The 25,168-nt window shown below is 68.4% G+C and carries 22 protein-coding genes; 8 read left to right on the forward strand and 14 right to left on the reverse strand.

From position 1 onward, the window contains the following. Positions 1-3: 3 nt before the first annotated feature. The 7 genes from N5J29_RS07685 to N5J29_RS07715 form a co-directional block, all read right to left on the reverse strand. Entirely contained in the window at positions 4-678 is a 675-nt protein-coding gene (locus N5J29_RS07685) for a rhomboid family intramembrane serine protease (protein WP_053516819.1), read from the reverse strand. 93 nt (positions 679-771) lie between these two features. After that, complete coding sequence (locus N5J29_RS07690) at positions 772-1,200, reverse strand: MGMT family protein (RefSeq protein WP_229765798.1); 429 nt, start codon at positions 1,198-1,200, stop codon at positions 772-774. Next, positions 1,107-2,027, reverse strand: coding sequence for a DMT family transporter (locus N5J29_RS07695; protein ID WP_164152020.1), 921 nt, complete (start codon positions 2,025-2,027; stop codon positions 1,107-1,109). The genes N5J29_RS07690 and N5J29_RS07695 overlap by 94 nt, the downstream gene beginning before the upstream one ends. Before the next feature lie 84 nt (positions 2,028-2,111). After that, positions 2,112-3,470 carry a glutathione-disulfide reductase gene (gene gorA / locus N5J29_RS07700; protein WP_164152018.1) on the reverse strand — a complete coding sequence of 453 codons (1,359 nt, stop codon included), beginning with the start codon at positions 3,468-3,470 and terminating at the stop codon, positions 2,112-2,114. Then, the gene (locus tag N5J29_RS07705) at positions 3,467-4,717 is read right to left on the reverse strand and encodes an FAD-dependent oxidoreductase (RefSeq protein WP_065174883.1); all 1,251 of its coding nucleotides are present in this window, start codon (positions 4,715-4,717) and stop codon (positions 3,467-3,469) included. The genes gorA and N5J29_RS07705 overlap by 4 nt, the downstream gene beginning before the upstream one ends. 3 nt (positions 4,718-4,720) lie before the next feature. Continuing rightward, positions 4,721-5,965, reverse strand: a complete 1,245-nt coding sequence (locus N5J29_RS07710) for a DUF418 domain-containing protein (RefSeq protein WP_164152016.1) — start codon at positions 5,963-5,965, stop codon at positions 4,721-4,723. 99 nt (positions 5,966-6,064) lie between these two features. Beyond that, on the reverse strand, positions 6,065-6,547 hold the full coding sequence (locus tag N5J29_RS07715) for a peptidylprolyl isomerase (protein ID WP_164152014.1): 483 nt from the start codon (positions 6,545-6,547) through the stop codon (positions 6,065-6,067). A 111-nt stretch (positions 6,548-6,658) separates the two neighbouring features. On the opposite strand from N5J29_RS07715, the gene N5J29_RS07720 reads away from it, so the two are divergent. Together N5J29_RS07720 and N5J29_RS07725 are read left to right on the forward strand one after the other, a co-directional pair. Beyond that, positions 6,659-7,198, forward strand: a complete 540-nt coding sequence (locus tag N5J29_RS07720; RefSeq protein WP_053516860.1) for a C40 family peptidase — start codon at positions 6,659-6,661, stop codon at positions 7,196-7,198. Positions 7,199-7,397: 199 nt separating this feature from the next. After that, positions 7,398-8,102, forward strand: coding sequence for a C40 family peptidase (locus N5J29_RS07725; protein WP_229765799.1), 705 nt, complete (start codon positions 7,398-7,400; stop codon positions 8,100-8,102). 182 nt (positions 8,103-8,284) lie between these two features. Here N5J29_RS07725 and N5J29_RS07730 read toward each other — a convergent pair whose 3' ends face one another. Next, complete coding sequence (locus N5J29_RS07730; RefSeq protein WP_065181834.1) at positions 8,285-9,619, reverse strand: dicarboxylate/amino acid:cation symporter; 1,335 nt, start codon at positions 9,617-9,619, stop codon at positions 8,285-8,287. 154 nt (positions 9,620-9,773) lie between these two features. Between N5J29_RS07730 and N5J29_RS07735 the strand changes: the two genes are divergently transcribed. The 4 genes from N5J29_RS07735 to N5J29_RS07750 all read left to right on the forward strand — a co-directional run bounded on the left by N5J29_RS07735 (position 9,774) and on the right by N5J29_RS07750 (position 14,033). Beyond that, positions 9,774-11,480 (forward strand): alkaline phosphatase, encoded by a 1,707-nt coding sequence (locus N5J29_RS07735; RefSeq protein ID WP_065174879.1) that lies wholly within the window; start codon positions 9,774-9,776, stop codon positions 11,478-11,480. A gap of 101 nt (positions 11,481-11,581) precedes the next feature. Further along, entirely contained in the window at positions 11,582-12,868 is a 1,287-nt protein-coding gene (tilS, locus tag N5J29_RS07740) for a tRNA lysidine(34) synthetase TilS (RefSeq protein WP_065174878.1), read from the forward strand. A 36-nt stretch (positions 12,869-12,904) separates the two neighbouring features. Continuing rightward, entirely contained in the window at positions 12,905-13,165 is a 261-nt protein-coding gene (locus tag N5J29_RS07745; protein ID WP_065174877.1) for an exodeoxyribonuclease VII small subunit, read from the forward strand. Further along, positions 13,155-14,033 carry a farnesyl diphosphate synthase gene (locus N5J29_RS07750; protein WP_164152010.1) on the forward strand — a complete coding sequence of 293 codons (879 nt, stop codon included), beginning with the start codon at positions 13,155-13,157 and terminating at the stop codon, positions 14,031-14,033. Before N5J29_RS07745 ends, N5J29_RS07750 begins: the two co-directional genes overlap by 11 nt. Before the next feature lie 62 nt (positions 14,034-14,095). Here N5J29_RS07750 and N5J29_RS07755 read toward each other — a convergent pair whose 3' ends face one another. After that, positions 14,096-14,470: a DUF4870 domain-containing protein gene (locus tag N5J29_RS07755; RefSeq protein WP_053516791.1), complete on the reverse strand. Its 375-nt coding sequence runs from the start codon at positions 14,468-14,470 to the stop codon at positions 14,096-14,098. An 87-nt stretch (positions 14,471-14,557) separates the two neighbouring features. Then, positions 14,558-15,925, reverse strand: coding sequence for a metalloprotease PmbA (pmbA, locus tag N5J29_RS07760; protein WP_065174875.1), 1,368 nt, complete (start codon positions 15,923-15,925; stop codon positions 14,558-14,560). Positions 15,926-15,992: 67 nt separating this feature from the next. Between pmbA and yjgA the strand changes: the two genes are divergently transcribed. Further along, positions 15,993-16,583 carry a ribosome biogenesis factor YjgA gene (gene yjgA / locus N5J29_RS07765; RefSeq protein WP_065181832.1) on the forward strand — a complete coding sequence of 197 codons (591 nt, stop codon included), beginning with the start codon at positions 15,993-15,995 and terminating at the stop codon, positions 16,581-16,583. 41 nt (positions 16,584-16,624) lie between these two features. Here yjgA and tldD read toward each other — a convergent pair whose 3' ends face one another. From tldD to N5J29_RS07785, 4 genes are read right to left on the reverse strand one after another with little or no spacing between them, the layout of a single operon-like run. Continuing rightward, positions 16,625-18,070: a metalloprotease TldD gene (gene tldD, locus N5J29_RS07770; RefSeq protein WP_065174873.1), complete on the reverse strand. Its 1,446-nt coding sequence runs from the start codon at positions 18,068-18,070 to the stop codon at positions 16,625-16,627. 60 nt (positions 18,071-18,130) lie between these two features. Next, complete coding sequence (locus N5J29_RS07775) at positions 18,131-21,985, reverse strand: YhdP family protein (protein ID WP_164152008.1); 3,855 nt, start codon at positions 21,983-21,985, stop codon at positions 18,131-18,133. A 30-nt stretch (positions 21,986-22,015) separates the two neighbouring features. Continuing rightward, positions 22,016-23,503, reverse strand: coding sequence for a ribonuclease G (rng, locus tag N5J29_RS07780; protein ID WP_053516779.1), 1,488 nt, complete (start codon positions 23,501-23,503; stop codon positions 22,016-22,018). Beyond that, complete coding sequence (locus N5J29_RS07785) at positions 23,496-24,104, reverse strand: Maf family nucleotide pyrophosphatase (protein ID WP_065174871.1); 609 nt, start codon at positions 24,102-24,104, stop codon at positions 23,496-23,498. The genes rng and N5J29_RS07785 overlap by 8 nt, the downstream gene beginning before the upstream one ends. A 129-nt stretch (positions 24,105-24,233) precedes the next feature. On the opposite strand from N5J29_RS07785, the gene N5J29_RS07790 reads away from it, so the two are divergent. Continuing rightward, positions 24,234-24,968: an SIMPL domain-containing protein gene (locus tag N5J29_RS07790; RefSeq protein ID WP_053516775.1), complete on the forward strand. Its 735-nt coding sequence runs from the start codon at positions 24,234-24,236 to the stop codon at positions 24,966-24,968. Positions 24,969-25,168: the final 200 nt, after the last annotated feature.

The following is a 25,168-nucleotide window of genomic DNA, read 5'->3' on the forward strand; positions in this document are numbered from 1 at the left end:
GGATCATTTGACGCTGCGCAGATGATTCGGACGGTTCGGCGGGCCGGGGGGACGGCGCTTGTTGAACGGTGGCTGGCCGCGCCAGTAGCGGATCAGCAGCCAGCCGAACAGCATGCCGCCCAGGTGCGCGAAGTGCGCCACGCCCGGCTGCCAGCCGGTCATGCCCAGCACCAGTTCACCGACACCGAACAGGATCACGAACGTGCGCGCCTTCATCGGAATCGGTGGGAACAGCAGCATCACCCGCTGGTTCGGGAACAACATGCCGTACGCCAGCAGCAGGCCGAACACACCACCGGACGCGCCCAGCACCGTGGCCGGATTCTCCAGCAGCGTCCCCACCAGCAGCTGGCAGACGCCGGCGCCGGCCACGCATACCAGGTAGTAGAGCAGGAAGCGCTTCTCGCCCCAGGTCTGTTCCAGCGGCGCACCGAACATGAAAACGGCCAGCATGTTGAAGAACAGGTGGCCGAAGCTGCCGTGCAGGAAGCCGTAGGTCAGCAGCTGCCACGGCTGGAAGTTGCCACCCGGGGAGAACGCATCGAAGCCCTGCTGCAGCGGCTGCAGCATGAACGGCTCGAAGGTCTGGTTGCCGAGCAGGAACGGCTGCTGCAACAGGAACAGGATCGCGTTGGCGATCAGCAGGGCCTTGGTGACGGTTGGCAGTCGCGGGAACATGGGGACACCGGCATGGAACGGTCTCCATCATAGCCGCACCGTCGTGTCGTGTCGGCGACTGCCGCGTGCGGCCCGTTCAGACCCCGGTCGCGCTCAGCCCGGTCCCCACACGGCGGCATCCAGCGCCGCCGCCGGGTCGGACGCCGGCATCCGCACCCGGCCGTTCTCCACCACCACGCCTTCCGCGCGCAGCCGCTGCGACTGTTCCCGCCAGCCCGCCGACCCCTCCGCCATGGCGATGCGCCCGTCAGAGCGCAGCACGCGGTGCCAGGGCAGTGTCGGGTCATCGTTCTGGCCGAGAATGCGTGCCGTCAAGCGTGCCCGCCCCGGCAGGCCCGCGCGCATCGCCACCTGTCCATAGCCCATCACCTGTCCCGGCGGGATCGCGTGGATCACCGCCAGGATGCGCGCGCGCGCCTGGTCCGGCGTTAGCGGCGCAGACGCGTCACCAGCAGCACGCCGAGCAGGACCAGCACGGTGCCGGCGATCTGCGCCGGCCCCATCGGTTCGTCGAGCAGCCATAGGCTCATCACGATGGTGGAAACAGGCCCCAGCATACCGACCTGCGCTGCCAGCGAGGAACCCACGCGCTGCACCGCCAGCATGATCGCCAGCACCGGCAGCACGGTGCAGACCGTGGCGTTGGCCAACGACAGCCACTGCACCGGTGCAGGTGCCTGCCACAGCAGTGGCAGCGGATGGGTGATGGCGAAATGCAGCAGCACCAGACCGCTGGCCACGCAGCTGGCATAGGCGGTCAGGCGCACCGCGCCGATCCGTGCCACCACCTGGCCGCTGCCGAACAGGTACAGCGCATAGCTGAGCGCGCTGCCCAGCACCAGCAGGCTGCCGACGATGATCTGCCCGCCCTCCCGCTGCAGATCGTGGCCGAACGCCAGCAGCACCCCCAGGTAGCTCAGCACCAGCGCGACGACCTGCCAGCGCCCTGGCCGCTGCCGCGCCAGCAGCACGTTGATCAGCAGCACCAGCGTCGGGTTGAGGTAGAGGATCAATCGTTCCAGCGTGACGCTGATGTACTGCAGACCCTGGAAATCCAGCAGGCTGGACAGGTAGTAGCCGGTGAACCCCAGCCACAGCACGCGCGCCCGGTCTGCCCACGACAGCGGCTCGACACGGCGCGAAGCCCACACCGCCATCAGTGCGAACAGGGGCAGTGCCATCAGCATGCGCAGCGCCAGCAGCGTGGTCGCATCGACACCGTGGCGCAGGCCGAGCTTGACGATCACCGCCTTGCCGGATGCGGCAACGGCGCCGATCGCCGCCAGGCCGATTCCCCCCAGGGCGATGCGTGGGGATGCGGTGGCGATGCGCGGGGAGGAGCTTGACATGGGAACAGCGGCGGGCCGCGCAGGGCGGCCCGGGGGTGCGTGTGGACGCCCATTGTCGCATGGCCCGACGCGGCAACCGCAGCGTCAGCGCATCAGCACCACTTCCTCTGCGGAGGTCGGGTGGATCGCCACCGTGTCATCGAACTGTGCCTTGGTCGCTCCCATCTTCACCGCCACCGCGAAGCCCTGCAGGATCTCGTCCGCGGCCTCGCCCAGCAGGTGCACCCCCACCACGCGCTCTTCCGGCCCGGCGCAGACCATCTTGAACAGGCTGCGCTGGGTACCGTTGGCCAGTGCCTGCAGCATCGGCCGGAAACGGCTGTGATAGACCGTCACCTGCTCGAAGCAGGCACGCGCCTCCTCCTCACCCATGCCCACCGCCCCCAGCGGCGGATGCGAAAACACCACGCTGGCCACATTCTCATAGTCCATCTTCGACTGTGGGCGGCCACCGAACAGACGGTCCATCAGCCGACGCGATGCAGCCACCGCCACCGGGGTCAGGCCCACCTTGCCCGCGATATCCCCCACGGCATGGATGCTGGGTACCGCCGTGGTCTGCCATTCATCCACCTGCACCTGCTCGTGCTCGCCGATGTCGATGCCCAGCGCCTCCAGGCCCAGGCCCCGGCTGTTGCCACGGCGGCCGGTGGCGAAGAACACCGCGTCGAACACGCTGTCCATGGGGCCATCATGGCCGAAGGCGCGGACGCGCTCACCGTCGCGCTGCAGTTCGCGCAGGCGGTAATCAAAGTAGATGCGCACGCCCTGCTGGCGGAGGTTTTCCGCCAGCTGACCGGTCAGCTCGTAGTCGAAGCGTTCCAGCAGGCGCTTGCCGCGTACCAGCAGGCTCACCCGGCTGCCCAGCGCCTGCAGCAGTCCGGCCAGCTCCACCGCGATGTAGCCGCCGCCGATGATCGCGACCTCGGCCGGGGCCGCACGCAACTCGAAGAAGTCGTCGGATACCAGGCCCAGCTCCGCGCCGGGGATGTCCGGACGCTGCGGGTGCGCTCCGGTGGCGATCAGGATGTGGTCGGCGGTGTAGCGCACCCCGTCGCTGCAGGCCACCGTGTGCGCGTCGAGCAGGTGGCCGCGCGCCGGGATGCGGACGACGCCGGTTTCATCCAGACGCTTGTGGTAGCTGGTATGGATGTTGCTGATATAGGCCTGGCGATGGATCACCAGTTCCTTCCACGACAGTGCCGGTCGTGGCGGCACATCGAAGCCCATCGCGCTTGCCAGGCCGATACGCTCGTGCAGATCGGCGGCCAGCCACATCGCCTTCTTCGGTACGCAGCCAACATTGACGCAGGTCCCGCCCAGTTCACCGGGTTCCAGCAGCGCCACGCGCTTGCCGTACTGCGCGGCGCGGATGGCGCCGGCCAGGCCGGCAGAGCCGCCGCCAAGGACGATCAGGTCGTAATCATGGGAAGCCGTGTTCATCGGAATCGCTCGGGTCGGTAAGGGGCAGGATCGATCGCTGGCGTGCGGCCACAGACGAGATCGGCGATCAGCTGGCCGGTGCCGGCGCTCATGCTGATGCCGAGCATGCCATGCCCTGCCGCAAGCCAGACGTGAGGATGGGCAGGCGCGCGGCCGATCAACGGTACATCGTCCACGCTCATCGGACGCCAGCCGCACCACTGCTCCTGCAGCTGCGCGCCACGAGGCATGCGCAGGTGGCGATCAGCGGCCAGCTGCAACGCCTGCAGGCGCTGCGCACGCAGCTGCGGGTCGGCACCGGCGAATTCCATCGTGCCCCCCAGTCGCAGCGCGTCGCGCCAGGCGATCACGAACACGGAGTGATCTTTCAGCACCGCCGGACGGGCCGGCACCAGCGGCGGGCGTGACCAGGTCAGCGAGTACCCCTTGCCGGGCTGGATCGGCACCCGCAGGTCGAGCAGCCGTGCCCATCGCGGCGACCACGGGCCGGTGGCCAGCACCAGTTCGCGCGCGCGCAGCGTGCGTCCGCCGGCCTGTACCCGGACCCCGTGTACGTCGCCGCTGAAGCCCTGCATCTCGACCTGCTCGTCGATCTCGACGCCCTGCGCACGCAGTACCCGCGCCAGCTCCGCAGTGAAACGGTCCGGGCGCAGCTGCGCGTCGCCGGGGAAATGGATCGCACCGGCAAGCCGATCATGGAACGCCGGATTGTCGCGTGCGTAGTGGCCGCCATCGATGCAGCGGGTCGCAATGCCGTGCGCATCCAGCGCCTCGCACTGGGCGATATGCTGATCGAAGCTGCGTGCATCACCGAACACGTAATCCAGGCCGCGCGTCTCGAACTCACAGTCAAGCCCATGGGTTCCCACCCATTCGGCCAGGCGCACGCGGGAATCATTCAACAGCGCAGCGCGCGCGCGCGTGGCCTGCAGCCAATGCCGCGCATTGCAGCGCGCGCTGAACTGCAGCAGCCAGCGCCACAGCGCGGGATCGAGGCGGCTGCGCACATACAGTGGCGCGCGTGGGTCGAGCATCCAGCGCAACGCACGCAGCGGCACACCCGGCGCGGCCAGGGGCGGTGCATGACTGGGCGTGACGGTGCCGCAGTTGCCGTACGACGTCGCTGCGCCCACGCGGCCACGATCGATCACCCGTACCTGCCGTCCCTGTCCGCACAACGCCAGCGCAGTCGCCAGGCCGATGGCACCGGCACCGATCACGATCACGTCATCGCGCGCCCCCTGCATCGGTCAGCCCCTTCCAGCCTCGCGGCGCATCGGCGGCCACTGGCGATAGGTCATTGCCCGCCACAGCCACTCCATCGGTCCGAAGCGGAAGCGGCGCAGCCAGGCATGGGAAAGCGCGACTTGCGCGGCGAACAGCAGCACAGCGAAGAGCAGCTGCACGCTGCGCGGCATCACGTCGAAATAGCCCAGGCCATGGTGGTAGAACACCCAGGTACACAACAGCGACTGCCCCAGGTAGTGGGTCAGCGCCATCCGGCCGACCGGCGCCAGCCAGCCCAGCCGCGCGCGCCACTGCACGATCCAGGCGAGGTAGCCCAGGCACATCGGCAGCGCGCCGATCATCACCAGCGCCATCGCCGAGGTCACACCAATGTCGTAGGCACCGGGTGCCAGGTAGGGTTTCCAGGCCACACCCAGCACGGTGACCAGCAGGCCCAGCGGCAAGGCGACCCAGCGCAGCGCCGCGAACAGGCGCGGATGGCGTTCCGGCGCGGCCAGCGCGCCACTGCCGGCCAGTCCACTGCCGATCAGGAACATGCCCAGTACCGCCGGGCCGGTGATCAGCAGCGCCCCCATCGACGAACCAAACTCATGCAGGCGCTGGATGCAGGCCTGGATCCAGTTGCCGTGTCCGTAGACCATGCGCTCCCGGGCGATGCTCTGCTGTGCGTCGACCAGCATCTGCTGCGCGTCTTGCGGCGTCGCCAGTGAAACCATGGCACCGAGCAGCATCATCATCGCCGCGCCACCGAGGTAGACGATGACGCCCATCCACGGCAGCCAGCTGCGCGGTGCCTCGCGGCACGCCAGCAGGGGCAGCGACGCCAGCGCGTAGAGCACCAGGATGTCGCCGGACCAGACCAGCAGCGCGTGGCACAGGCCGATCAGCATGAGCCCGGCGCTGCGGCGCAGATAGAACGGAGTGAACTCGCGGCCGGCGGTCTCGGCGCGCTGTATCATCACTGCGAATCCGGCGCCGAACAGCAGCGAGAACAGGGTGAAGAACTTGCCCTGCACGAACACATAGACGAAGGCGTCGGCCCAGTAATCGATCCCCTGCCAACGCACGTCGATACCAGTGAATGCCAGGTCCAGCGGTCCGCTGAAGGCCTCCATGTTCATCAGCAGGATGCCCAGCAACGCGGCCCCGCGCAGTATGTCCAGCACGGCGATGCGGTCGCCGGAGGCGACCGGCTGCAGGGAAGACGAAGCGCTGTTCACAGGACATCCGGCGGGCAGGTCCTTCATTATGCAGCCCGCCTGCGCGCCGTGGACGAGCGCGCGGTGTTCCAGACATGCAACGGCCCGCCGAAGCGGGCCGTTGCTGCCGTCACGATCGCAGGGCGATCAGTGCGCGTGACCGCCGTCGCCGTGAACGTGGCCGTGCTCGATCTCTTCCCTGCCGGCTTCGCGGACGTCGACGATTTCCACGTCGAAGTGCAGGTCCTTGCCGGCCATCGGATGGTTGAGATCGACGTCGACCACGCTCATGCCGACCTTCTGCACGGTCACCGCACGCGGGCCGAAGTTGGTCTGCAGCACGACCTGCTGGCCCGGCGCCAGCTTGGTATTGCCGAAGTGCTTCTTCGGCACGCGCTGGGACAGGCCTTCGCGGCGCTCGCCATAGGCGTCGGCCGCCGTGACGTCGACACTGAAGGTGGCGCCGGCTTCCTTGTCCATCATGGCGTTTTCCAGGCCCGGGATGATGTTGCCGTGACCGATCAGGATCGCCAGCGGCTCGCCGCGGTCCTTGGACGATTCGATCGGCTCCTGGCCGACTTCGGAAACGGTGTAGTGGAAGCGGACAACGCGGTCTTTTTCGATCTTCATGCGCGACTCTGTCTGGTTCTGCCGGAGGCAGACGGGTTGGGGCGGGTTGTCGCCCGGCGGGGACGCCGCCATCATGACGGCCAATCCAAGGTGGCGCATTATCCGGAGAACATGCACATCACGCCAGTTTCGTCCGGCCCGCGCCGGCTGTCCGTGCCCGCCCTGCTGCTGGTCCTGCCCCTGCTGCTGACCGCCTGCGGCGGCGGCAAGGCCACCCGGACGGCGGCGCCCCCGCCGTCGGCGCACTGGCCGGCGACCACCCCGGACAATCCCGAGGCCGCCAATTCAGTACTGATGCGTGCCATCAGCCTGGTCGGCACGCCCTACCGTTACGGCGGCAACACCCCCGAATCGGGCTTCGACTGCAGTGGCCTGGTCGCCTATGTCTACCGCGAGATGCTGGATCTGAAGCTGCCGCGCACCTCGCGCGACCTGGCCGCCGTACAGGGCCCGAGGATCGATCCGAAGCGTCTGGCCACGGGTGACCTGGTGTTCTTCGGCAGCCGCGGCAACGTCACCCATGTCGGCATCTATGTCGGCGAGGGGCGCTTCGTGCACGCCCCCAGCACCGGCGGCACGGTGCGCCTGGACTCGCTCAGCGGGCCCTACTGGAAGGACCACTACACAGGGGCCAAACGCGTCCTTCGCTAAAATGAACAGGCGACATGTTCAAAATTGAGAATTGCGTCACAGTGGAAATAACGGTTTTATAACGGAATTTTTAACTTATCAGTGCTTTTACAGGGCATGATGCCCCATCGTTTTTTTCTGTGACCGACGCGTGACGACTGACGACCTGACGTGCAAAGGCCAGACCGCCGCTTCTCCGCGTAGTGTCCGCCCTGTTCTTCTGGGCTTGGCACTGTGCCTGACCAGCCTCCCCGCCTGGTCGCAGACCGTTCCCTCACGCGCCGACGCTGCTCCGGTCCCGGCGACCGACAATGGCGTACGTGTGACGGGCAAGACCGACGCCGCGGCCCCCCAGCGCAGCCGCACCGATGCAGCCGCCAGTGCCACGCTGGCCGCCCTGCTGCCGCACCTGGCCGCCAACGACACCATTCCGCTGATGGACCGCTCGGCCATGGTCGCCGGCGATCTGAGCCGCCTGCTCGCCAACTACGACACCAGCAGCGCTGCCAATGGCAGCGTTGTCGGCAGCGCCGCCGACAATGGGAAGGTGCAGTCGCTGCTGCGGCGGGCGATGACCCTGCTCGGCACCCCCTATCGCTGGGGTGGCAGCAATCCGGACAGCGGCTTCGACTGCAGCGGCCTGGTCGGCTACGTCTTCCGTTCGGCGCTGGGCATCGAACTGCCGCGCGTCTCCCGCGAGATGGCACACGACAACAACGCCGAGCTGATCAACGACCGTGCCGCCCTGGCCGCGGGTGACCTGGTGTTCTTCGGTCGCAAGGGCCGGGTCGACCACGTCGGCATCTATGTGGGTGACGGCCGCTTCCTGCATGCCCCGAGCGCAGGCAAGGATGTGCGGGTGGACACCCTGCTCAGCGGCTACTGGGGCAACAAGTTCATGCAGGCGCGCCGCGTCGAGCTCTGACGCCGCCTTTCCAGGCACCGCCTGATAGCTGAAAGCCGCTGCCCTGCAGCGGCTTTTTCGTTGCCCGCGGAATGCCTGGGATGCGTCTTCCCTTCCCTGGCCCGGCGGGCACGCCCACAACGAAGAGGCCCGCCAGTCCGGCGGGCCTTCATCTCTCGCATGACAGGCCGCTGCGCGGCGTCTCAGCTGCGTGGCGGCGTAGGGTCCGGGTCATCCACGCCCACGTTGCTGGAGGGATTGTCGTACACCGACTGGTCGAGCAGGCCGGTCTCCTTGGCCACCAGCACCGGCACCAGCATCTGACCGGTCACGTTGGTCATGGTGCGCATCATGTCCAGGATACGGTCGATGGCATACAGGTAACCGATGGTCTCCAGCGGCAGATTGGCGGCACTGAGCACCACGGTGGCCATGATCACGGCCGTACCCGGCACACCGGCAGTACCGAAGCTGCCCAGCACCGAGGCGATCAGCACCACCACGTACTGCTCCGGCGTCAAAGGCACGCCGCTGTACTGGGCGATGAAGACCGCGCACAACGCGGGGTAGATCGCGCCGCAGCCGTCCATCTTGATGCTCGCACCCAGTGGCACCGCGAATGCACCGTAGTCCTTGTTGACGCCCAGGTTGTGGGTGATCGAACGCAGCGCCACCGGCATCGCGGCGAAGCTGGAGGAGCTGACGAAGGCGACCTGCATGCCTGGCGCCGCGCCGCGGAAGAACTTCAGCGGGTTCAGGCCGTGCGCCAGCAGCAGCGCGCTGTAGACGACCACGATGTGCAACGCACAGGCCACGTACAGGGCCAGCACGAAATGCCCCAGCGGCAGCAGCTTTTCGAAACCGTAACTGCCCACCAGGCCGGCAATCAGGCCGAAGGTACCGATCGGGGTGACTTCCAGCACGAAGCGGGTCACCTGGATCATGATGTCGCTCATCTGGCCGACCAGCTTCCGCGCCTCGGTCACCTTCTCGCCCAGCTTGACGATGGCAAAGCCCACCAGGCCGGCGAAGAAGATCACCGGCAGGATCGAGCCCCTGCCAGCGGCCAGCACGGTCTCGCCGGCAGCATTGACGCGGGTGCCGATGCCGGACAGTGCATAGAAGACGTTGGCCGGCACCACATCCAGCAGCACCTGTACCACGCTGGGAACCTCGCGCGGTACATAGTTGCTGGCCATGGACAGCTGCAGGCCACCAGCACCGGGCTGCAGCACGGTGCCCACGCCCAGGCCCACGCACACCGCCAACGCCGCGGTAATCACGAACCACAGGAAGGTGCGGCCACTGAGCGCTGCAACCGACTTCTGGCCATGCAGTGACGAGATCGCGTTGATGACCGCGAAGAACACCAGCGGCACCGCGATCATCTTGATCAGGGTGACATACAGCTCACCGAGCGGACCGAACCACGTTTCCGCAGCGGGGCCGAGCGCCCAGCCGGCCAGCGCACCAAGCACGAAGCCGCCGACCACGCGCTGCCAGAATGGAATCCGCAGCCAGGCAGAGACCAGCGTCATAGGCAATCCAGAGGGGAAGGAAGGGATGCTGGCACGATAGCCCAAGGCGGCCCGCAGAACGACCGTCCGCCCGGCAAATCAGTGTGTCATCGGCGTGCCTTGCGAGGGCGGGCATAATGAACGTCCCGTTACAGTTTGTGAGATCCCAGCGTCCATGCGCCGTTCCGTCTCCCTGTTGGCCACGTGTGCCACCACCCTGCTGCTCGGCGCCTGCGCCAGCACCCCCCCCGCTTCCGCGCCGGCAGGCCTGAAGGTCGCCGTCGAGCCGGTTGCACACCCGGCCGGCGAGACGCCGCAATGGTGGTACCGCAGCGGCGCCGCCCAGGCCGCCGCCAATGGCGCGATGGCCGGCAAGGCCCGGAATGTCATCCTGTTCCTCGGCGACGGCATGAGCCTGACCACCGTGGCCGCTGCGCGCATCTACGAAGGCCAGAAGAAGGGCGGATCGGGTGAAGAGAACCTGCTGTCCTGGGAACGCTTCCCCGCCACCGCGTTCAGCAAGACCTACAACACCGACTCGCAGACCCCTGATTCGGCGGGCACCATGACCGCCATCACCACCGGCGTGAAGACCCACATGGGCGCGATCGGTGTCAGCGCAGGCGCCCGAACCGATTGTGCCGACAGCCTGTCCAAGGGCCTGCTCACCTGGCTGCAGCTGGCCGACAGCGCCGGCCTGGCGACCGGCATCGTGTCCACCGCGCGCCTGACCCACGCCACCCCGGCGGCCACCTACGCGCACTCGCCGGAGCGCAACTGGGAGAATGACACCGATCTGACCGAAGCGGCCAAGGCCGCCGGCTGCAAGGACATCGCCCAGCAGCTGCTGTCCACGTCGCGCTATGGCCGCGGCCCGCTGGTCGCGCTCGGCGGTGGTCGCGGTGAATTCACCACCGTGGAAGAGCGCGATCCGGAATACGACGACAAGGTCGGCCAGCGCCTGGATGGCCGCAGCCTGGTACAGGAATGGCAGCAGGCGCATCCGCAGGGTGCCTACGTGTGGAACAGCAGGCAGCTGGCCGCCGCCGCGAATGCGCCGGCCATCCTCGGCCTGTTCGAGCCGGACCACATGCGCTACGAATACGAGCGCCCGCAGGATCCGGCCGGTGAGCCGAGCCTGGCCGAGCTGACCGCTGCTGCGATCACCAATCTGTCGCGCCATCAGGAAGGTTACGTGCTGATGATCGAAGGCGCCCGCATCGACCATGCCAACCACAGCGGCAATGCCTATCGCGCACTGACCGAAACCGTGGCGATGTCCGATGCGGTGCGGGTGGCGTCGGAAATGACGTCGGCCGACGACACGCTGATCATCGTCACCGCCGACCACTCGCACACCCTGAACTTCGTCGGCTACCCCGCACGCGGCAACCCGATCCTGGGCAAGGTGAAGGACAAGGGCGGTGAGGACGGCGCCGGCAAGCTGGACTACGCGCTGGACGGCAACGGCCAGCCTTACACCACCTTGAGCTACGCCAATGGACCGGGCCACACCGGCAGCACCAACCAGCAGCCGGCGGGCAGCAAGCGCTACCCGCACAACCCGAGCAGCTTCGAGCCGGCCAAGGGGCGTCCGGACCTGCATGATGTCGACACCGAGCATCCGGACTACATGCAGGAAGCGCTGGTGCCGATGAAGTCCGAATCGCATGGTGGCGAGGACGTCGGCATCTGGGCGCGCGGTCCCGGCAGCAAGGCGATCCGCGGCACGCTGGAGCAGAACACGATCTATCACATGATCGTGCAGGCAACGCCGGCGCTGCGCGATCGCCTGTGCCAGGCGGGCACCTGCGATGACAAGGGCGTACCGGTGCAGCTGCCGGCGCCCGAGGCCTTCGAACGCAGCGTCGACGGAAAGTAACGGCACGGCGGACGCAGTGTGCAGCCGGGCCATGCCCGGCTGCATCCCGCCCGTGAGTCGAAGGCGCGGCGCGACCCCGCCGATCACCCTACACTTCACCCGTGACTGCCTTCCCCGCCCTGGTTTCCCTCGATGCACCGCTGCTGGTCGGCTACAGCGGCGGCCTGGATTCGACCGTCCTGCTGCACTGGCTGCGGCGCTGCACGCAGGCGGCCGGCGTGGGACTGCGCGCTGTACACGTACATCACGGGCTGCAGCCCGACGCCGATGCGTGGGTCCAGCATTGCCAGCAGCAGTGCGCGGCCCTGGGAATCGAACTGGTCGTACACCGCGTGCAGGTCGAGACCGGCACCGGTCTGGGCCTGGAGGGTGCAGCCCGGCAGGCGCGTCGCGCTGCTTTCGCCGCCTCTCTGCGCGACGGAGAGACGCTGGCCCTGGCCCAGCATCAGGACGATCAGGCTGAAACTTTCCTGCTGCGCGCGTTGCGCGGTTCCGGTGTTGATGGCCTGGCGGCAATGAGCGGGGACAGCATGCTCGCCGGCCACCGGCTGTGGCGGCCGCTGCTGCAGGTCCCGCGCGACGCTCTGCATGACTATGCGCGGGCCCACGATCTGCACTGGATCGAAGACCCCAGCAACGACGACGCGTATGCCGACCGCAATTTCCTGCGCCTGCAGGTGCTGCCGCTGCTGCGCCAGCGCTGGCCGCACGCCGCAGCGGCCCTGGCCGGCAGTGCCGATCATTGCGCACGCACCCGCGGCCTTCTGCAGGAGGAGGACACTGAACTGCTCGCACACCTGGAAGCAGCCCCGCGCGTGCTGTCCTTGCAGTTGCTGCGGCAGGTCTCGCCGGAACGCGCCGCACGCGTCCTGCGCACCTGGGTGGCCAGCCATGGCGCGGCCCCGCTGCCGGGGCGGGTGCTGCAGCAGATGCTCGAGGAAATGCTGCCCTCCGCTTGCGACCGGCAGGCGCGGGTGCGCTGGCAGGATCACGTCATCCAGCAATGGCGCGAGCATGCCTATCTGCTGCCGGCCCAGCTGCCTGCCCTGCCCCTGGACTGGCAGCAGGAGTGGGACGGCCGGGTGCCTCTGGCCTTGCCTGATGGCGGCCAGCTGCGCCTGCTGGGCGCCGCGATGTTCCAGCAGCCGATGCAGGTGCGTGCACGGCGTGGCGGCGAGCGCATCGTGCTGCCGGGACGCGGCCACGCACATGCCTTGAAGGACTGCCTGCAGCGTGAACATCTGGCCCCCTGGCGGCGCGCGCAGCTGCCGCTGCTGTTTGCTGACGGCAACCTGCTGGCCGCCGCCGATGTGGTGATCGCCGCACCGCTGCAGGCCTGGCTGCACGCTCACGACGCCCAGCTGCGGTGGCAGCCGGGTGGCTGGTGAATTGACCCCTGCGCGCGTGCCGTCCACACTTGCCGCATGGCCAAGAAGTCCCCCGAAAACGCCTCCCCTGTTGCCCAGTTCGAGCAGTCGCTCGAATCGCTGGAGCAGCTGGTGGAGCAGATGGAAACCGGCGAGCTGAGCCTGGAAGCGTCGCTCAGTGCTTACGAACGTGGCGTGGGCCTGTACCGCCAGTGCCAGCAGGCGCTGGAGCAGGCCGAACTGCGCGTCCGGCTGCTCAGCGATCCGGCACAGCCCGATACGGCAGAACCCTTCGATCCGCCCAGCCATGACGGCTGAGGCGGCGTTCGCGCGCTGGCGCGACCGGATCGAAAGCCTGCTCGATGCCGCCCTGCCCTCGCCGGCCGATGCACCGCAGCGGCTGCACCAGGCCATGCGCCATTCCGTCCTCGGCGGTGGCAAGCGCATGCGTCCGCTGCTGGTCTATGCCACTGGCCAGTTGTTCGGCGCTCAACCGGAAAGGCTCGACGCGGCCGCGATGGCGGTGGAACTGATCCATGCCTATTCGCTGGTGCACGACGACCTGCCGGCGATGGACGACGATGCACTGCGCCGTGGCAGACCCACCACCCACATCGCCTTCGACGAAGCCACCGCGATCCTGGCCGGCGACGCCCTGCAGACCCGCGCCTTCAGCCTGCTGGCCGAGGCACCACTGCCGGCAACACTGCGCGTGGACTGCCTGCAGGCGCTGGCACACGCCTCCGGTGCCGCCGGCATGTGCGGCGGCCAGGCGCTGGATATCGATGCCACCGGACAGCGGCAGTCGCTGGCCGCGCTGACCCGGATGCATGCGCTCAAGACCGGCGCGCTGATCCGTGCCGCGGTACGTATGGGCGCATTGTGCGGCGATGCGCCGGAGCCGCAGCGGGTGCAGCTGGACGCATTCGCCGATGCACTCGGCCTGGCGTTCCAGGTCCGCGATGACATCCTCGATGTCGAAGCCAGCTCCGAGCAGCTGGGCAAGACGGCAGGCAAGGACCAGGCGCAGGACAAGAGTACCTTCCCCGCCCTGCTCGGCATGGAGGGAGCGAAGGCGCAGCTGCGCGAGCTGGCGGCCCGCATGCAGGCTGCTCTGGCGGGCTACCACGAAGAGGCCGATGCGCTGCGCGCGCTGGCCAGGCTTGCGGTGGAGCGCGATCACTGACGTGGTGCGCAACGAAAACGCCCGGCAATGCCGGGCGTTTTCATGTCCGCATGCAGCCGGTCTTACTTGATCAGGCGCAATGCGAACGGGTAGCGATAGGCTTCGCCGTTGTTGGCCTTGACCGCGGCAATGATGCAGAACACCAGGCTGACCAGTCCGACGATCGGCATCAGGATCGCGCCGATGACCACGATGGTCAGGATGATGCAGACCACCATCGCGATGGCCACGGTGATCTGGAAGTTCAGCGCTTCCTTGGCCTGGTCGGTGACGAAGGACTTGCCGGCGTCGTCCTTGTTGATCAGCCAGATGATCAGCGCGCCGATGAAGCCGGTGAAGATGCCCAGCAGGTGCGCGGCCAGGGCCATGGTGCGCTGGTCTGCCGGGACATCGGCGGTGACCGGCGGCGGCGGCGGGACGTTATCGAATTCACTCACGACAAAACTCCTTTTCATTGGGTGGTCTTGACCCACCGGCATCAGGCCGGTTGCGTCAGGCGGCCATAGCTTACGCCATCGACGCCATCAATCATTACCGGCGATGGTCATCCGCCCCACCAGGATCGAACCGGTCCGGATGTGCGAGCGCGGATCGACATCGCTGCCCACCGCTTCGATCGCCATGAACATCTCGCGCAGGTTGCCGGCAATGGTGATGCCGTCCACCGGGTACTGGATCTCCCCGTTCTCGACACGGAAGCCACCGGCCCCCCGCGAGTAGTCACCGGTCACACCATTGACCCCCTGCCCCATCAGCTCGGTCACCAGCAGGCCGCTGCCCATCTGCCGGGCGATGTCTTCCAGCGGCCCGGCGTTGGCCGCCAGCTGCAGGTTGTGCACGCCGCCGGCATTGGCCGTGGTCTGCAGGCCCAGCTTGCGGGCCGAGTAACTGCCCAGTACGTAGCGCTGCAGCACGCCATCGCGGACCAGTGCCGACGCGCGGGTCGCCACGCCATCGCCGTCGAAGGCGGCCGAGCGCAGGCCGCGGCGCAGGTGCGGCAGCTCGTCGATCTGCATCCAGTCCGGGAACAGTCGCTGCCCGGCGCTGTCCAGCAGGAAGCTGGCCTGGCGGTAAAGCGCGCCACCGGACACGGCCGACAGCAGATGGCCCACCAGACTGCGCGCCACTTCCGGGGCGAACAGCACCGGCATGCTGCCCGTAGCCAGCGAGCGCGGTTGCAGGCGGGCGACGGTACGCGCGGCGGCCTGGCGGCCGACCTGGGCCGGATCTTCCAGGTCCTGCCTGGCCAGCGCACTGGTGTACCAGCCGTCGCGCTGCATGCCATCGCCCTGGCCGGCGATCAGCGCACAACCGATCGAATGGTGGGTGCCGCGCTCACGGCCAATGAAACCGTGCGAATTGGCGTACACCGACAGGCTCTGCGAGGTGGACACCGCCGCGCCATCGGAGTTGCGGATCTGCGCGTCGGCCTCGCGCCCGGCGGCCTCGCAGGCCAGCGCCAGGTCCACCGCCTCGTCGGCCTGCAGGGCCCAGGGATGCCAGCCGTCCAGGTCGGGAAAGTCCTTGGCCATCAGGCCGGCATCGGCCAGTCCGGCGGCCGGATCATCCTCGGTGTGGCGGGCGATCGCGCAGGCCTGCTCCACGGTGGCCGACAGGCTGGCCTCGTTCAGGTCGCCGGTGCTGGCGCTGCCCTTGCGCTGGCCGAAGTACACGGTCACGGCAATGCCGCGGTCGCGGGTGGACTGTACGGTTTCCACTTCGCCCAGGCGCACATTGACCTCCAGGCCGCGGTCCTCGCTGCAGCTGACCTCGGCTTGGCTGGCCCCCAGCGCACGGGCACGCTCGAGCAGCTGCTGGGAAAGGTCGGCCAGCCGTTCCAGGCGGGCCGGGCTGTCGTCGCCGACAACCACTTCAGGGGCGATCACGTTCAATGCTTTATCCTGTACGGGTTGGGCCCGGCATCACGCCGGGCGACTTTTTTGAAAGCAGGTGTGGACGATGCGCGGACGCGACGAAGAAACCGGTGAATTCCTTGACAAGAGCCGCAAGCAGAAGCGCGGCGAAGCCCTGGAAGTCCTGGCCCTGGGTGAGAAGCTGGTGTCGCTGACCCCGGCCCAGCTGGCGCGCCTGCCGATTCCGGAGGATCTGCTGCCGCATATCGCCGAGTGCAAGCGCATCACGGCCCACATCGCCCACAAGCGGCAGCTGGCGTTCCTGGCCAAGCACATGCGCCGCGAGGAAGACGAAACCCTGGAGGCGATCCGCGATGCGCTGGACGCCAACAGCGAAACCTCGCGCCGCGAAGTGGCGATGATGCACCGCGTGGAAGACTGGCGCGAGCGCCTGCTGGACGACGGCGACAAGGCGCTGGCCGCGCTGCTGGACGAGTATCCGCAGGCGGATCGCCAGCAGCTGCGCACGCTGGTGCGCAACGCCCAGGCCGAGAAGGCGAAGAACAAGCCGCCGCGCGCCTACCGCGAGATCTACCAGGTGCTGCGCGGGCTGATGCTGCCGGCCGCGCTTGGCCTGAAGGTCGCCACCGACGACGACACCGGCGCCGATCTGGACGACGCGACCGACGAGGACTGAGTCCCCGCCGGCCGGGGCGCTGGCCGGGGCCGTTGCCATGTTCAGGCCTGGGTGCCGCCGACGGTCAGGCCCTCGATCAGCAGCGAGGGCTGGCCGACACCCACCGGCACGCTCTGCCCGTCCTTGCCGCAGATGCCCACGCCCTCGTCCAGGGCCAGGTCGTTGCCGACCATGCGCACCTTCTGCATGGTTTCCGGGCCGTTGCCGATCAGGGTCGCGCCCTTCACCGGCGTGGTGATGCGGCCATCCTCGATCAGATAGGCCTCGGTGGCCGAGAACACATACTTGCCACTGGTGATGTCGACCTGGCCACCGCCGAAGTTGACCGCGTACAGCCCCTTCTTCACCGAGCGGATCATCTCCTGCGGATCGTGCTGGCCGGCGCGCATGTAGGTATTGGTCATCCGCGGCATGGTCAGGTGCGCGAACGACTCGCGGCGCGCGTTGCCGGTCGGTGCCATGCCCATCAACCGTGCATTGAGGCTGTCCTGCATGTAGCCGACCAGGATGCCGTCCTCGATCAAGGTCGTGCACTGGGTCGGATGGCCTTCATCATCGACGTTCAGCGAGCCGCGACGGCCGTCCAGGGTGCCGTCATCGACGATCGTCACCCCCGGGGCCGCCACGCGCTCGCCGATGCGACCGGCGTAGACGCTGGTGCCCTTGCGGTTGAAGTCGCCCTCCAGCCCATGGCCGACCGCTTCATGCAGCAGCACGCCAGGCCAGCCCGGGCCGAGCACCACCGGCATCACACCGGCCGGCGCCGGCACCGCGTCCAGGTTCACCAGCGCCTGGCGCAGCGCCTCGCGGGCGAACGCTTCCGGCCGGCCATCGGCGAACAGTTCTTCGTAGCCATAACGGCCACCACCGCCGGCATAGCCGGACTCGCGGCGACCGTTCTGCTCGACGATCACCTGCACGTTCAAGCGCACCAGGGGGCGGACGTCGGCACCCAGAACGCCGTCGCTGCGCGCGATGAGCACGGTGTCAACGCCACCGGACAGGCTGACCATCACCTGCTTCACCCGCGGATCGGCGGCACGCAGATAGCCATCCAGGCGCTTGAGCACTTCAACCTTGGCCTCGTTGCCGAGCCCATCGATCGGATCCAGCGCCGGATACAGCGCGCGTGCATTGCCGCGCAGCAGCGAGCGGCCCGCCTGGGCACCGCCCTCGCGCGAAATCGCGCGTGCCGACTGCGCCGCCGCCAGCAGCGCATCGGCATGGATGTCATCGGAATAGGCGAAGCCGGTTTTCTCGCCGGCAATGGCACGCACGCCGACCCCCTGCTCGATGGAATGGGCACCGTCCTTGACGATGCCGTCTTCCACGCTCCAGCTCTCACGCCGGGCGTGCTGGAAATAGAGGTCGCCGAAATCGACACCGGGGCCGAGCAGCTGGCCGAAGGTGCGCTCCAGTCCAGCGGTATCCAGGCCGCCGGGGCGCAGCAGGCGGTCTTGGGCAAGGGTCAGGGCGATATCAGTCATGGCTCTCGATCTGGGGATGCAGGGGCACTCAGGCAAGCCCCAGGGAATGGGAGGCCGCGCTCAGCGCGACCGCGGCAGGTCGGTCACGGCCGGTGGAAGGGTCGGCGCAGGTGCGGGAGCCGGCGGGGTCCGTTCGCGGCTGCGTTCGATCACCTCCACCTTCGGCTCCTTCCAGGGACCGGTCACCTTGTAGGTACGGGCGCCGATCTCACCCAGCGGCTTGGACAGCACCGCATTGGTCGCCGCCCCCAGCGCCGCCCCGACCGGGCCACCGGCCACTGCGCCGACCACGGTCAGCAGATTGCCGGCACGCGGATTGACGTCGATGGTCTGGTCGAACTGCTGCTGGCGCAGGTCGGCCTGACCGCGGATGGTGATGTTCGCCGCAGGCCCTTCGATCAGCACCTTGTCGGTGCGGGCCACGCCCTGGCCGAACTGCAGGCTGCCCTCGATCTGATTGAACGCGAAGCCCTTGGAGAAGAAATCACGGAAGTCGAACATCAGCCGCCGCGGCAGCTGGGCCACGCTGAGCAGACCCAGCACGCGACCGGCACCGGGGTCCAGTTCCAGCAGCTGACCGTTGCGCGCATGGATATCCAGCTGGCCCTGCAGATTGCCCAGCTGGAAGTCCGACGGCCCGCCATTCCACGACGCCTGCAGCTGCGCCTGGCCGGCGCCGCCACGCAGCTGGCCACCGTAGTCGAGATTCTGCATCAGCGCGCCGAGATCCTCGCTGCGCACCTGCGCGTTCAGCTCGGTGCGGGCGCCGCTGCTGCTGCCCAGCCAGCGGCCGGTGATATCGATCTCCTGGTCGGGCGCGCGGAAGCGCAGGGTCTGCACCTCCAGGCCGTTGCCTCGCGGGCGGGTGCGCAGCACGGCCTGGCCGAGCGCCACCTTGCCGAACTTCAGGTCGGCGATGTCCAGCGCGAACGACGGCAGTCTGGCCGGATCCATGTCGTTGGCGCCGGCCTGCACCCGGGCCGGTGCCGCTGGCGCACCGGACGCGGCCGGCGGTGACTGCCAGTACACCCGGTCGAGCTGGCCGCTGATGGTGCCGCCCTCGGCATTGGGCACGCTCAGGCGGCCAGCCAGCGAAGGGCCGTCCAGGCGCACATCCAGCGCCTGCGCGCCCGGGCGCAGTTGCAGGCGGGTCTGCTCGAACACCCCTCCGATCAGCATCAAGCGGCCGACCTGCACGTCGATCGCCCGCAACGGCATCGGATCGCCGTCGCCGTCTCCGCCGCGGGCCAGGCCGATCCACTCCAGCGCGTCCAGGGTCGGGCTGTGACCGTTGACCGCCAGCCCGCTGGAAGGCGGCTCGCGGTCGACCTGGCCGCTGCCCAGGGTCACCTGCACGCCGGTCTGATTGTTATGGCTGCGCGCGGCCAGGGCCAGGCGCTGGCCAAACGCCACGTCGATGCGGCCATCCCCCATCGGCAGCTGCGCAGTCACGGTGGTGGCCAGTGGCTCGTCGGCGGGCTTGTCCAGCGGGGCGGGAAGATCCAGGCGCGTGCCTGCCAGATCCGAGCGCAGGCGCAGTTCGCTGGGAGGAGCAGGCGCACCTGGCGCGACCTTCGGCAGGTTGACGGCGATGGTCCAGGGCGAGGTACCGGTGATGTAGGGCTTGAGCCAGGCCATTTCCGGCGCGCGGTCAATCAGCACGCCTGCATCAAGGCGCGCCGAAAGCTCCGACTCGAAGGCCAGCTTCGGGTCACGCACGAACCCACCCGCGCGCAGGCTCAGTTGGCCGTCCTGGCCCAGATGGCGCACCGCCAGTTGCTCGGCGGCAAAACCACCGTTGCCGTAGCGGGCCAACCCACGCATGTTGTCGAATTCCAGCGCGAAGCGCTTCTCCACCAGCTTCACGCCGGCCAGATCGACCGTGCCCTGCAGGTGCCCCCCCCCTTCGTCGGCATGCAGCGGCTGCAGCAGGTCGAAGGTCACCTGCGCCGGCCCGGTGGCGGTCAGGTTGTCCAGCGTCTCGCCGTATTCCTGGTGCAACGGGCTCTGCCGCAGCAGCGCCAGCAGCTTTCCGGCTTCGCTGCGGGTATCGGCACGCACGTACAGCGGCTGCTGGCCGAAATCCTTGATGCCGGCCTCGAAGTGCTGCACCGGCACGCCTGCCAGGTCACCGCGCCCCTGCATGTGGAAGCCAGGACCGATGAAGGCGATGTCGGCGTCAACCTGGCTCATCAGCGGCCAGTCGCGCTGGAAGCGGATGTCGCCGCGGGTGATATGGCCGGTGGCCTCGAACCGCCCGTCGTTGTTGTCGAAGGGCCAGTCGTCGAGGTCACCGGTGACCAGGCCGATACCATCACGCACCTGGCCGCCGGCCAGCGCCATGTCCAGCCAGTCGGTGGCACCCTTGCTCATCCTGGAATGGATCCAGAAGCGCTTGGCGGCCGTCATCGGTACATCGTCCAGCTTGGCCGCCAGCTGCAGCCACGGACGCGTGCCATTGCCCTGGAACCAGACATCGCCGCGCAGATCGGCTGCGTAATCCGTGCCTTCCACGCGCAGGGCGGCCGTGCCGATGCGCCAGCCGCCGCCTTCGTCGCGCCACCCCACCACCTGGCCTGCCAGGTGCAGGTCATGGCGCACGCCGAAGCCGGTCGGCCAATCGAACTGAAGCTCGCGCTGCGGCTGCAGCTGCAGGCGGAAGCCATCGGCGTCGCCTTCGAAATGGCCGCCCAGCCCACGCAAGCCAGGTGCGTCACCGACGCTGGCAAAACCCAGCGACTGCAGCTCGCCCTGGGCCCACAGCGGACCGTTGCGCGTGCCGGCCAGCTGCAGTTCCCGCAGATCCAGCTGCGGCTTTGACAGGAACAGCCAGCGCCGCAGGCCAGGGTCCAGGCGGTCACTCAGCGCCAGCGCACGCAGCGCGGTGCCGGCCTGCACCGCCCCGCTGCGGATGCCCAGTTGCGTGCCGACCTGCAGTTGCAGTCCATCAAGCTGCTGCGCGCCGGTGTCGTCCACCAGCCGCAGGCGCGGTACCTGCATCGCCCATCCGTCCGCCTGCCGCTGCCAGCGCAGCAGCGCCTGCATGCGCTGCAACTGCAGCCGCGGCACTGCCAGCCCCGGCATCGGTGCGCCGTCGATGCGCAGATCCCGCAGATCCGAATCGGTGGTCAGCGCCACGGGGACGAAATCGCGCAGGGTCAGCCACACATTGAGTTCGCCGCGTCCTTCACGCAGGCGCACGCCCCCGGCCGCCAGCAACGGCGACCAAGCGCGGAAATCGATGGGATCGGCGCCCAGCCATGCCTCGCCGTCGCCACGCACACGGTCCACATCCAGCACGGCGGTCAGCGGAAGTGCGTCGGTCTGGGCCCAGGCCCGCACGCCTACCCGCAGGCGGTCGCCGTTGACGCGCAGGCGCAGATCGACGCGCGGCAATACGGTGTCGATGCCGAGTGCCGGAGCCTGCACGCCCAGCCGGCCGCCGATCACCTGCAGCTCGCCCAGCCGGCGCAGCGCCTCCAGCGGGTCACCACCGCTGCTGGGCTGCGGCAGGCCACGCACCGACCAGCGACCGTCCTCGCTCTGCTGCAGATCCAGGGCCAGGCCGCGCAGACGCAGCTCGGTCAACGAACGGCCCGGCAGCAGGCCGCTGTACATCGACACCAGGATTTCAGCCTCGCCGACCGCCAGGCCCTGCCCGGCGCCGATGCGCAGGCCCTTCAGCTGCAGCAGCGGGCCACGACGGGTCCACGCCGTGTCCAGCTGGTCGAAACGGACCGGCTGGCCTGCGCGCTCGCTCAACCAGGCGGCGATCCTGTCGGGGTGTCGCTCGGCCAGCGGCAGCAGCTGGCTGAAGGTGCCCACCAGCAGCGCCAGCCCGACCAGGGCCACCGCACAGGCAGCAATGAGATGACGGCGGATCCTTCGCAGTCGCAGGCGCGGCGGCGCGCTCATCGGCCGCCGCCGACCTTCGGCCGGCGTGGATCAGAGCAGCACAACATCGAACTGCTCCTGCAGGTACTGCTCATCCGCCTGGAAGCGGATGCTCTTGCCGAGGAACTCTTCCAGCTCGGCCACCGCCGCGGATTCCTCATCGGTGATGCGCGCCACCACCTTGGTCGACGCGATCACCAGCAGGCGCGCGGCATCGAACTGGCGCACCGCGCGGGTGATCTCGCGGAAGATCTCGTAGGTGACCGTTTCGGTGGTCTTGATGGTGCCGCGACCGCTGCACTGCGGGCAGGTCTCCGACAGCTGGCGCTCCAGGCTTTCGACCGTGCGCTTGCGGGTCATCTCCACCAGGCCCAGCGGCGAGAAGTCGTAGACCGTGGTCTTGGCATGGTCCCGCGCCAGCGCCTTTTCCAGGGTCCGCAGCACCTGGCGGCGGTGCTCGGCATCGTCCATGTCGATGAAGTCGATGATGATGATGCCGCCGAGATTGCGCAGGCGCAGCTGCCTGGCCACGGCCTGCGCCGCCTCCAGGTTGGTGCGGAACACCGTCTCCTCCAGGTTGCGCTGGCCGAGGAACGACCCGGTGTTGACGTCGATGGTGGTCATCGCTTCGGTCTGGTCGATCACCAGGTAGCCACCGGACTTCAGCGGCACCTGCTTGTCCAGCGCGCGGCCGATCTCGTCCTCCACGCCGAACATGTCGAAGATCGGGCGATCGCCGGAGTACAGCTCCAGCTTCTCGGCCAGCACCGGCATGTACTTGGCCACGAAAGCCTGCAGCTGCGCGAACGTTTCCTTGGAATCGACCTTCACCTTGTCCACGTCCTTGCGGATCAGGTCGCGCACCGACCGCAGCGGCAGGCTCAGGTCTTCGTAGATCACGCTGCAGGGGGTGGCGTCGCGGCCGCGGCGCTCCACCACGTTCCAGACCCGCGACAGATAGGCGATGTCCTCGGCGATGGCTTCGGCCGGCTGCCCTTCGGCGTTGGTGCGCACGATGTAGCCGTAGCCGCCGTGCTGTGCCGACAACTCGGTCACCAGCGCCTTCAGGCGCGCGCGCTCGGCCTCGTCCTCGATGCGCGCAGACACGCCCACCACTTTCGATTGCGGCAGCAGCACCATGTAGCGCGACGGGATGCTGATCTGCGTGGTCAGCCGCGCGCCCTTGGTACCGATGGGATCCTTCACCACCTGCACCACGATGTCCTGGCCGTCGCGCAGCAGCTCGACGATCGGCACGCTGGCCGGTGGTGGCAGGGTGGTGTTCTCGGTGTCGGCACTGGCCACCGGCGCTGGCCGCACCACGTCGTTGGCATGCAGGAACGCAGCGCGCTCAAGGCCGACCTCGACGAAGGCGGCCTGCATGCCCGGCATCACCCGCTGCACCTTGCCCTTGTAGATGTTGCCGACCACACCCCGGCGCCAGCCGCGCTCGATGTGCAGTTCCTGCAGCATGCCATTCTCGATCACCGCGACCCGGGTCTCGCGTGGGGTCACATTGACCAGGATTTCCTCAGACATCTGCAGCCTCCCTGGCGGCGTTGGCAATGGGAGCCGGCACGCCGCAGCGCGCCAGCAGACGATCGGTGTGCAGCAGCGGCAGCCCCATCACACCGGAGTAGCTGCCGGACAGGTGTTCGATCCAGCGCTCGGCCCCACCCTGGATGGCGTAGGCCCCGGCCTTGTCCAGCGGCTCACCGGTGGCCACATAAGCGGCGATGTCGGCGGCGCCGATCGCAGCGAACGTGACCTCGGACACCACCAGTTCGCTGTCCAGCCCGGCCGCGCCGACCACCACCACGGCCGTCATCACCTGGTGCGTGCGTCCGGCCAGGCGCGTCAGCATTGCCCGGGCATCGGCGGCATCGACCGGCTTGCCGAACACCTCGCCATCAAGCACGACCTCGGTATCCGAGCCCAGCACCCGTGCGTCCGGGTCATCGGCCAGCACCCGGGCCAACCCGGCGCGCGCCTTGTCGGCCGCAACCCGGCAGACGTACTGTTCGGCGCTTTCACTGGGCGCGCGCTGCTCGACAACCTCCAGGTCAAGCGCCTGGAAGGGGCGTCCGAGTCGGGCCAGCAGCTGGTTGCGTCGGGGGGAGCGGGAAGCAAGATAGAGCATCGGCACAGCATAACCTGAGGCCGCCGCCTGAATCGTCGGCAACCTGCTCCCGCGTGCCTTCAACCCCGAACGGACTCACAGCGCGTTCATCGCTACGACACCACCCTCACGCCACAACAAGGAGATCCCATGCGCCTGACCGCCTCCCCGCTGCTGCTTGCCCTGTCCCTCGCCCTTGGAGCCTCGATGTCCGCCCATGCCGCCCCGCCGCCGCCGATCGCCGCCCCGGCCGAGGGCACCCTGCTGAACATTTCGGCCAACGCCGAAGCGACCCGTGTGCCGGATGTGGCCACCCTGTCGGCCGGCGTGGTCACCCAGGCCGCCGACGGCAACAGCGCCATGCGCCAGAATGCGCAGCAGATGGACAAGGTGCTGGCCGCGATCAAGGCGGCCGGCATCGCCGAGCGCGATGTGCAGACCAGCGGCGTCAGCCTCAACCCGCAATACCGCTATGCCGACAACGAAGCGCCGAAGATCACCGGCTACCAGGCCAGCAACACCGTCAGCCTGAAGGTCCGCGACATCGCCAAGCTGGGCCGGGTGCTCGATGCGCTGGCCGCCCAGGGCGCCAACCAGATCAACGGCCCCAGCTTCGAGATCGACCAGCCGGAGCCGGTCTATGACGAAGCCCGCTTGGCCGCGCTGAAGAAGGCACAGGCGCGCGCCCAGACCTATGCCAAGTCGCTGGGCCTGCAGGTGCGCCGCATCGTCAGCATCTCTGAAAACAGCAACGGCGGCTTCCGCCCGGTGCCGATGATGCGGGCACAGATGGCCTCGGCCGCCATGGACAAGGCCACGCCGGTCGCGCCGGGCGAATCCACCGTTTCGGTCAACCTGGACGTGGTGTTCGAGCTGGGTCGCTGACGACCCGGCACGGCGGGGGCACTGTCCGCCGGACAGCGCCCTGCCCTGATCTGCTGCCCACGGGGCCGGATGCCTTTCCAGCGGAAAGGTCTCCGGCCCCGTTGCGTAGATGAAGGCCAGTTCAACATCGCCTGACATGCCTCTAGGCAGTGGCGGCCACAACGCGCTAATGCTTGGCTGCCAGCCGCGTGCGGCAAACC

The organism is Stenotrophomonas sp. GD03680, from assembly GCF_029844625.1.
GTDB classification, from domain to species: Bacteria; Pseudomonadota; Gammaproteobacteria; order Xanthomonadales; family Xanthomonadaceae; genus Stenotrophomonas; species Stenotrophomonas maltophilia_P.

Coding starts and splice junctions, on each gene's coding strand:
- N5J29_RS07685 (WP_053516819.1), bottom strand. CDS start 678: ATGTTCCCGCGACTGCCAACCGTCACCAAGGCCCTGCTGATCGCCAAC.
- N5J29_RS07690 (WP_229765798.1), bottom strand. CDS start 1,200: ATGGCTGCTCGACGAACCGATGGGGCCGGCGCAGATCGCCGGCACCGT.
- N5J29_RS07695 (WP_164152020.1), bottom strand. CDS start 2,027: ATGTCAAGCTCCTCCCCGCGCATCGCCACCGCATCCCCACGCATCGCC.
- gorA (WP_164152018.1), bottom strand. CDS start 3,470: ATGAACACGGCTTCCCATGATTACGACCTGATCGTCCTTGGCGGCGGC.
- N5J29_RS07705 (WP_065174883.1), bottom strand. CDS start 4,717: ATGCAGGGGGCGCGCGATGACGTGATCGTGATCGGTGCCGGTGCCATC.
- N5J29_RS07710 (WP_164152016.1), bottom strand. CDS start 5,965: ATGAAGGACCTGCCCGCCGGATGTCCTGTGAACAGCGCTTCGTCTTCC.
- N5J29_RS07715 (WP_164152014.1), bottom strand. CDS start 6,547: ATGAAGATCGAAAAAGACCGCGTTGTCCGCTTCCACTACACCGTTTCC.
- N5J29_RS07720 (WP_053516860.1), top strand. CDS start 6,659: ATGCACATCACGCCAGTTTCGTCCGGCCCGCGCCGGCTGTCCGTGCCC.
- N5J29_RS07730 (WP_065181834.1), bottom strand. CDS start 9,619: ATGACGCTGGTCTCTGCCTGGCTGCGGATTCCATTCTGGCAGCGCGTG.
- N5J29_RS07735 (WP_065174879.1), top strand. CDS start 9,774: ATGCGCCGTTCCGTCTCCCTGTTGGCCACGTGTGCCACCACCCTGCTG.
- N5J29_RS07745 (WP_065174877.1), top strand. CDS start 12,905: ATGGCCAAGAAGTCCCCCGAAAACGCCTCCCCTGTTGCCCAGTTCGAG.
- N5J29_RS07750 (WP_164152010.1), top strand. CDS start 13,155: ATGACGGCTGAGGCGGCGTTCGCGCGCTGGCGCGACCGGATCGAAAGC.
- yjgA (WP_065181832.1), top strand. CDS start 15,993: ATGCGCGGACGCGACGAAGAAACCGGTGAATTCCTTGACAAGAGCCGC.
- tldD (WP_065174873.1), bottom strand. CDS start 18,070: ATGACTGATATCGCCCTGACCCTTGCCCAAGACCGCCTGCTGCGCCCC.
- N5J29_RS07775 (WP_164152008.1), bottom strand. CDS start 21,985: ATGAGCGCGCCGCCGCGCCTGCGACTGCGAAGGATCCGCCGTCATCTC.
- rng (WP_053516779.1), bottom strand. CDS start 23,503: ATGTCTGAGGAAATCCTGGTCAATGTGACCCCACGCGAGACCCGGGTC.
- N5J29_RS07785 (WP_065174871.1), bottom strand. CDS start 24,104: ATGCTCTATCTTGCTTCCCGCTCCCCCCGACGCAACCAGCTGCTGGCC.
- N5J29_RS07790 (WP_053516775.1), top strand. CDS start 24,234: ATGCGCCTGACCGCCTCCCCGCTGCTGCTTGCCCTGTCCCTCGCCCTT.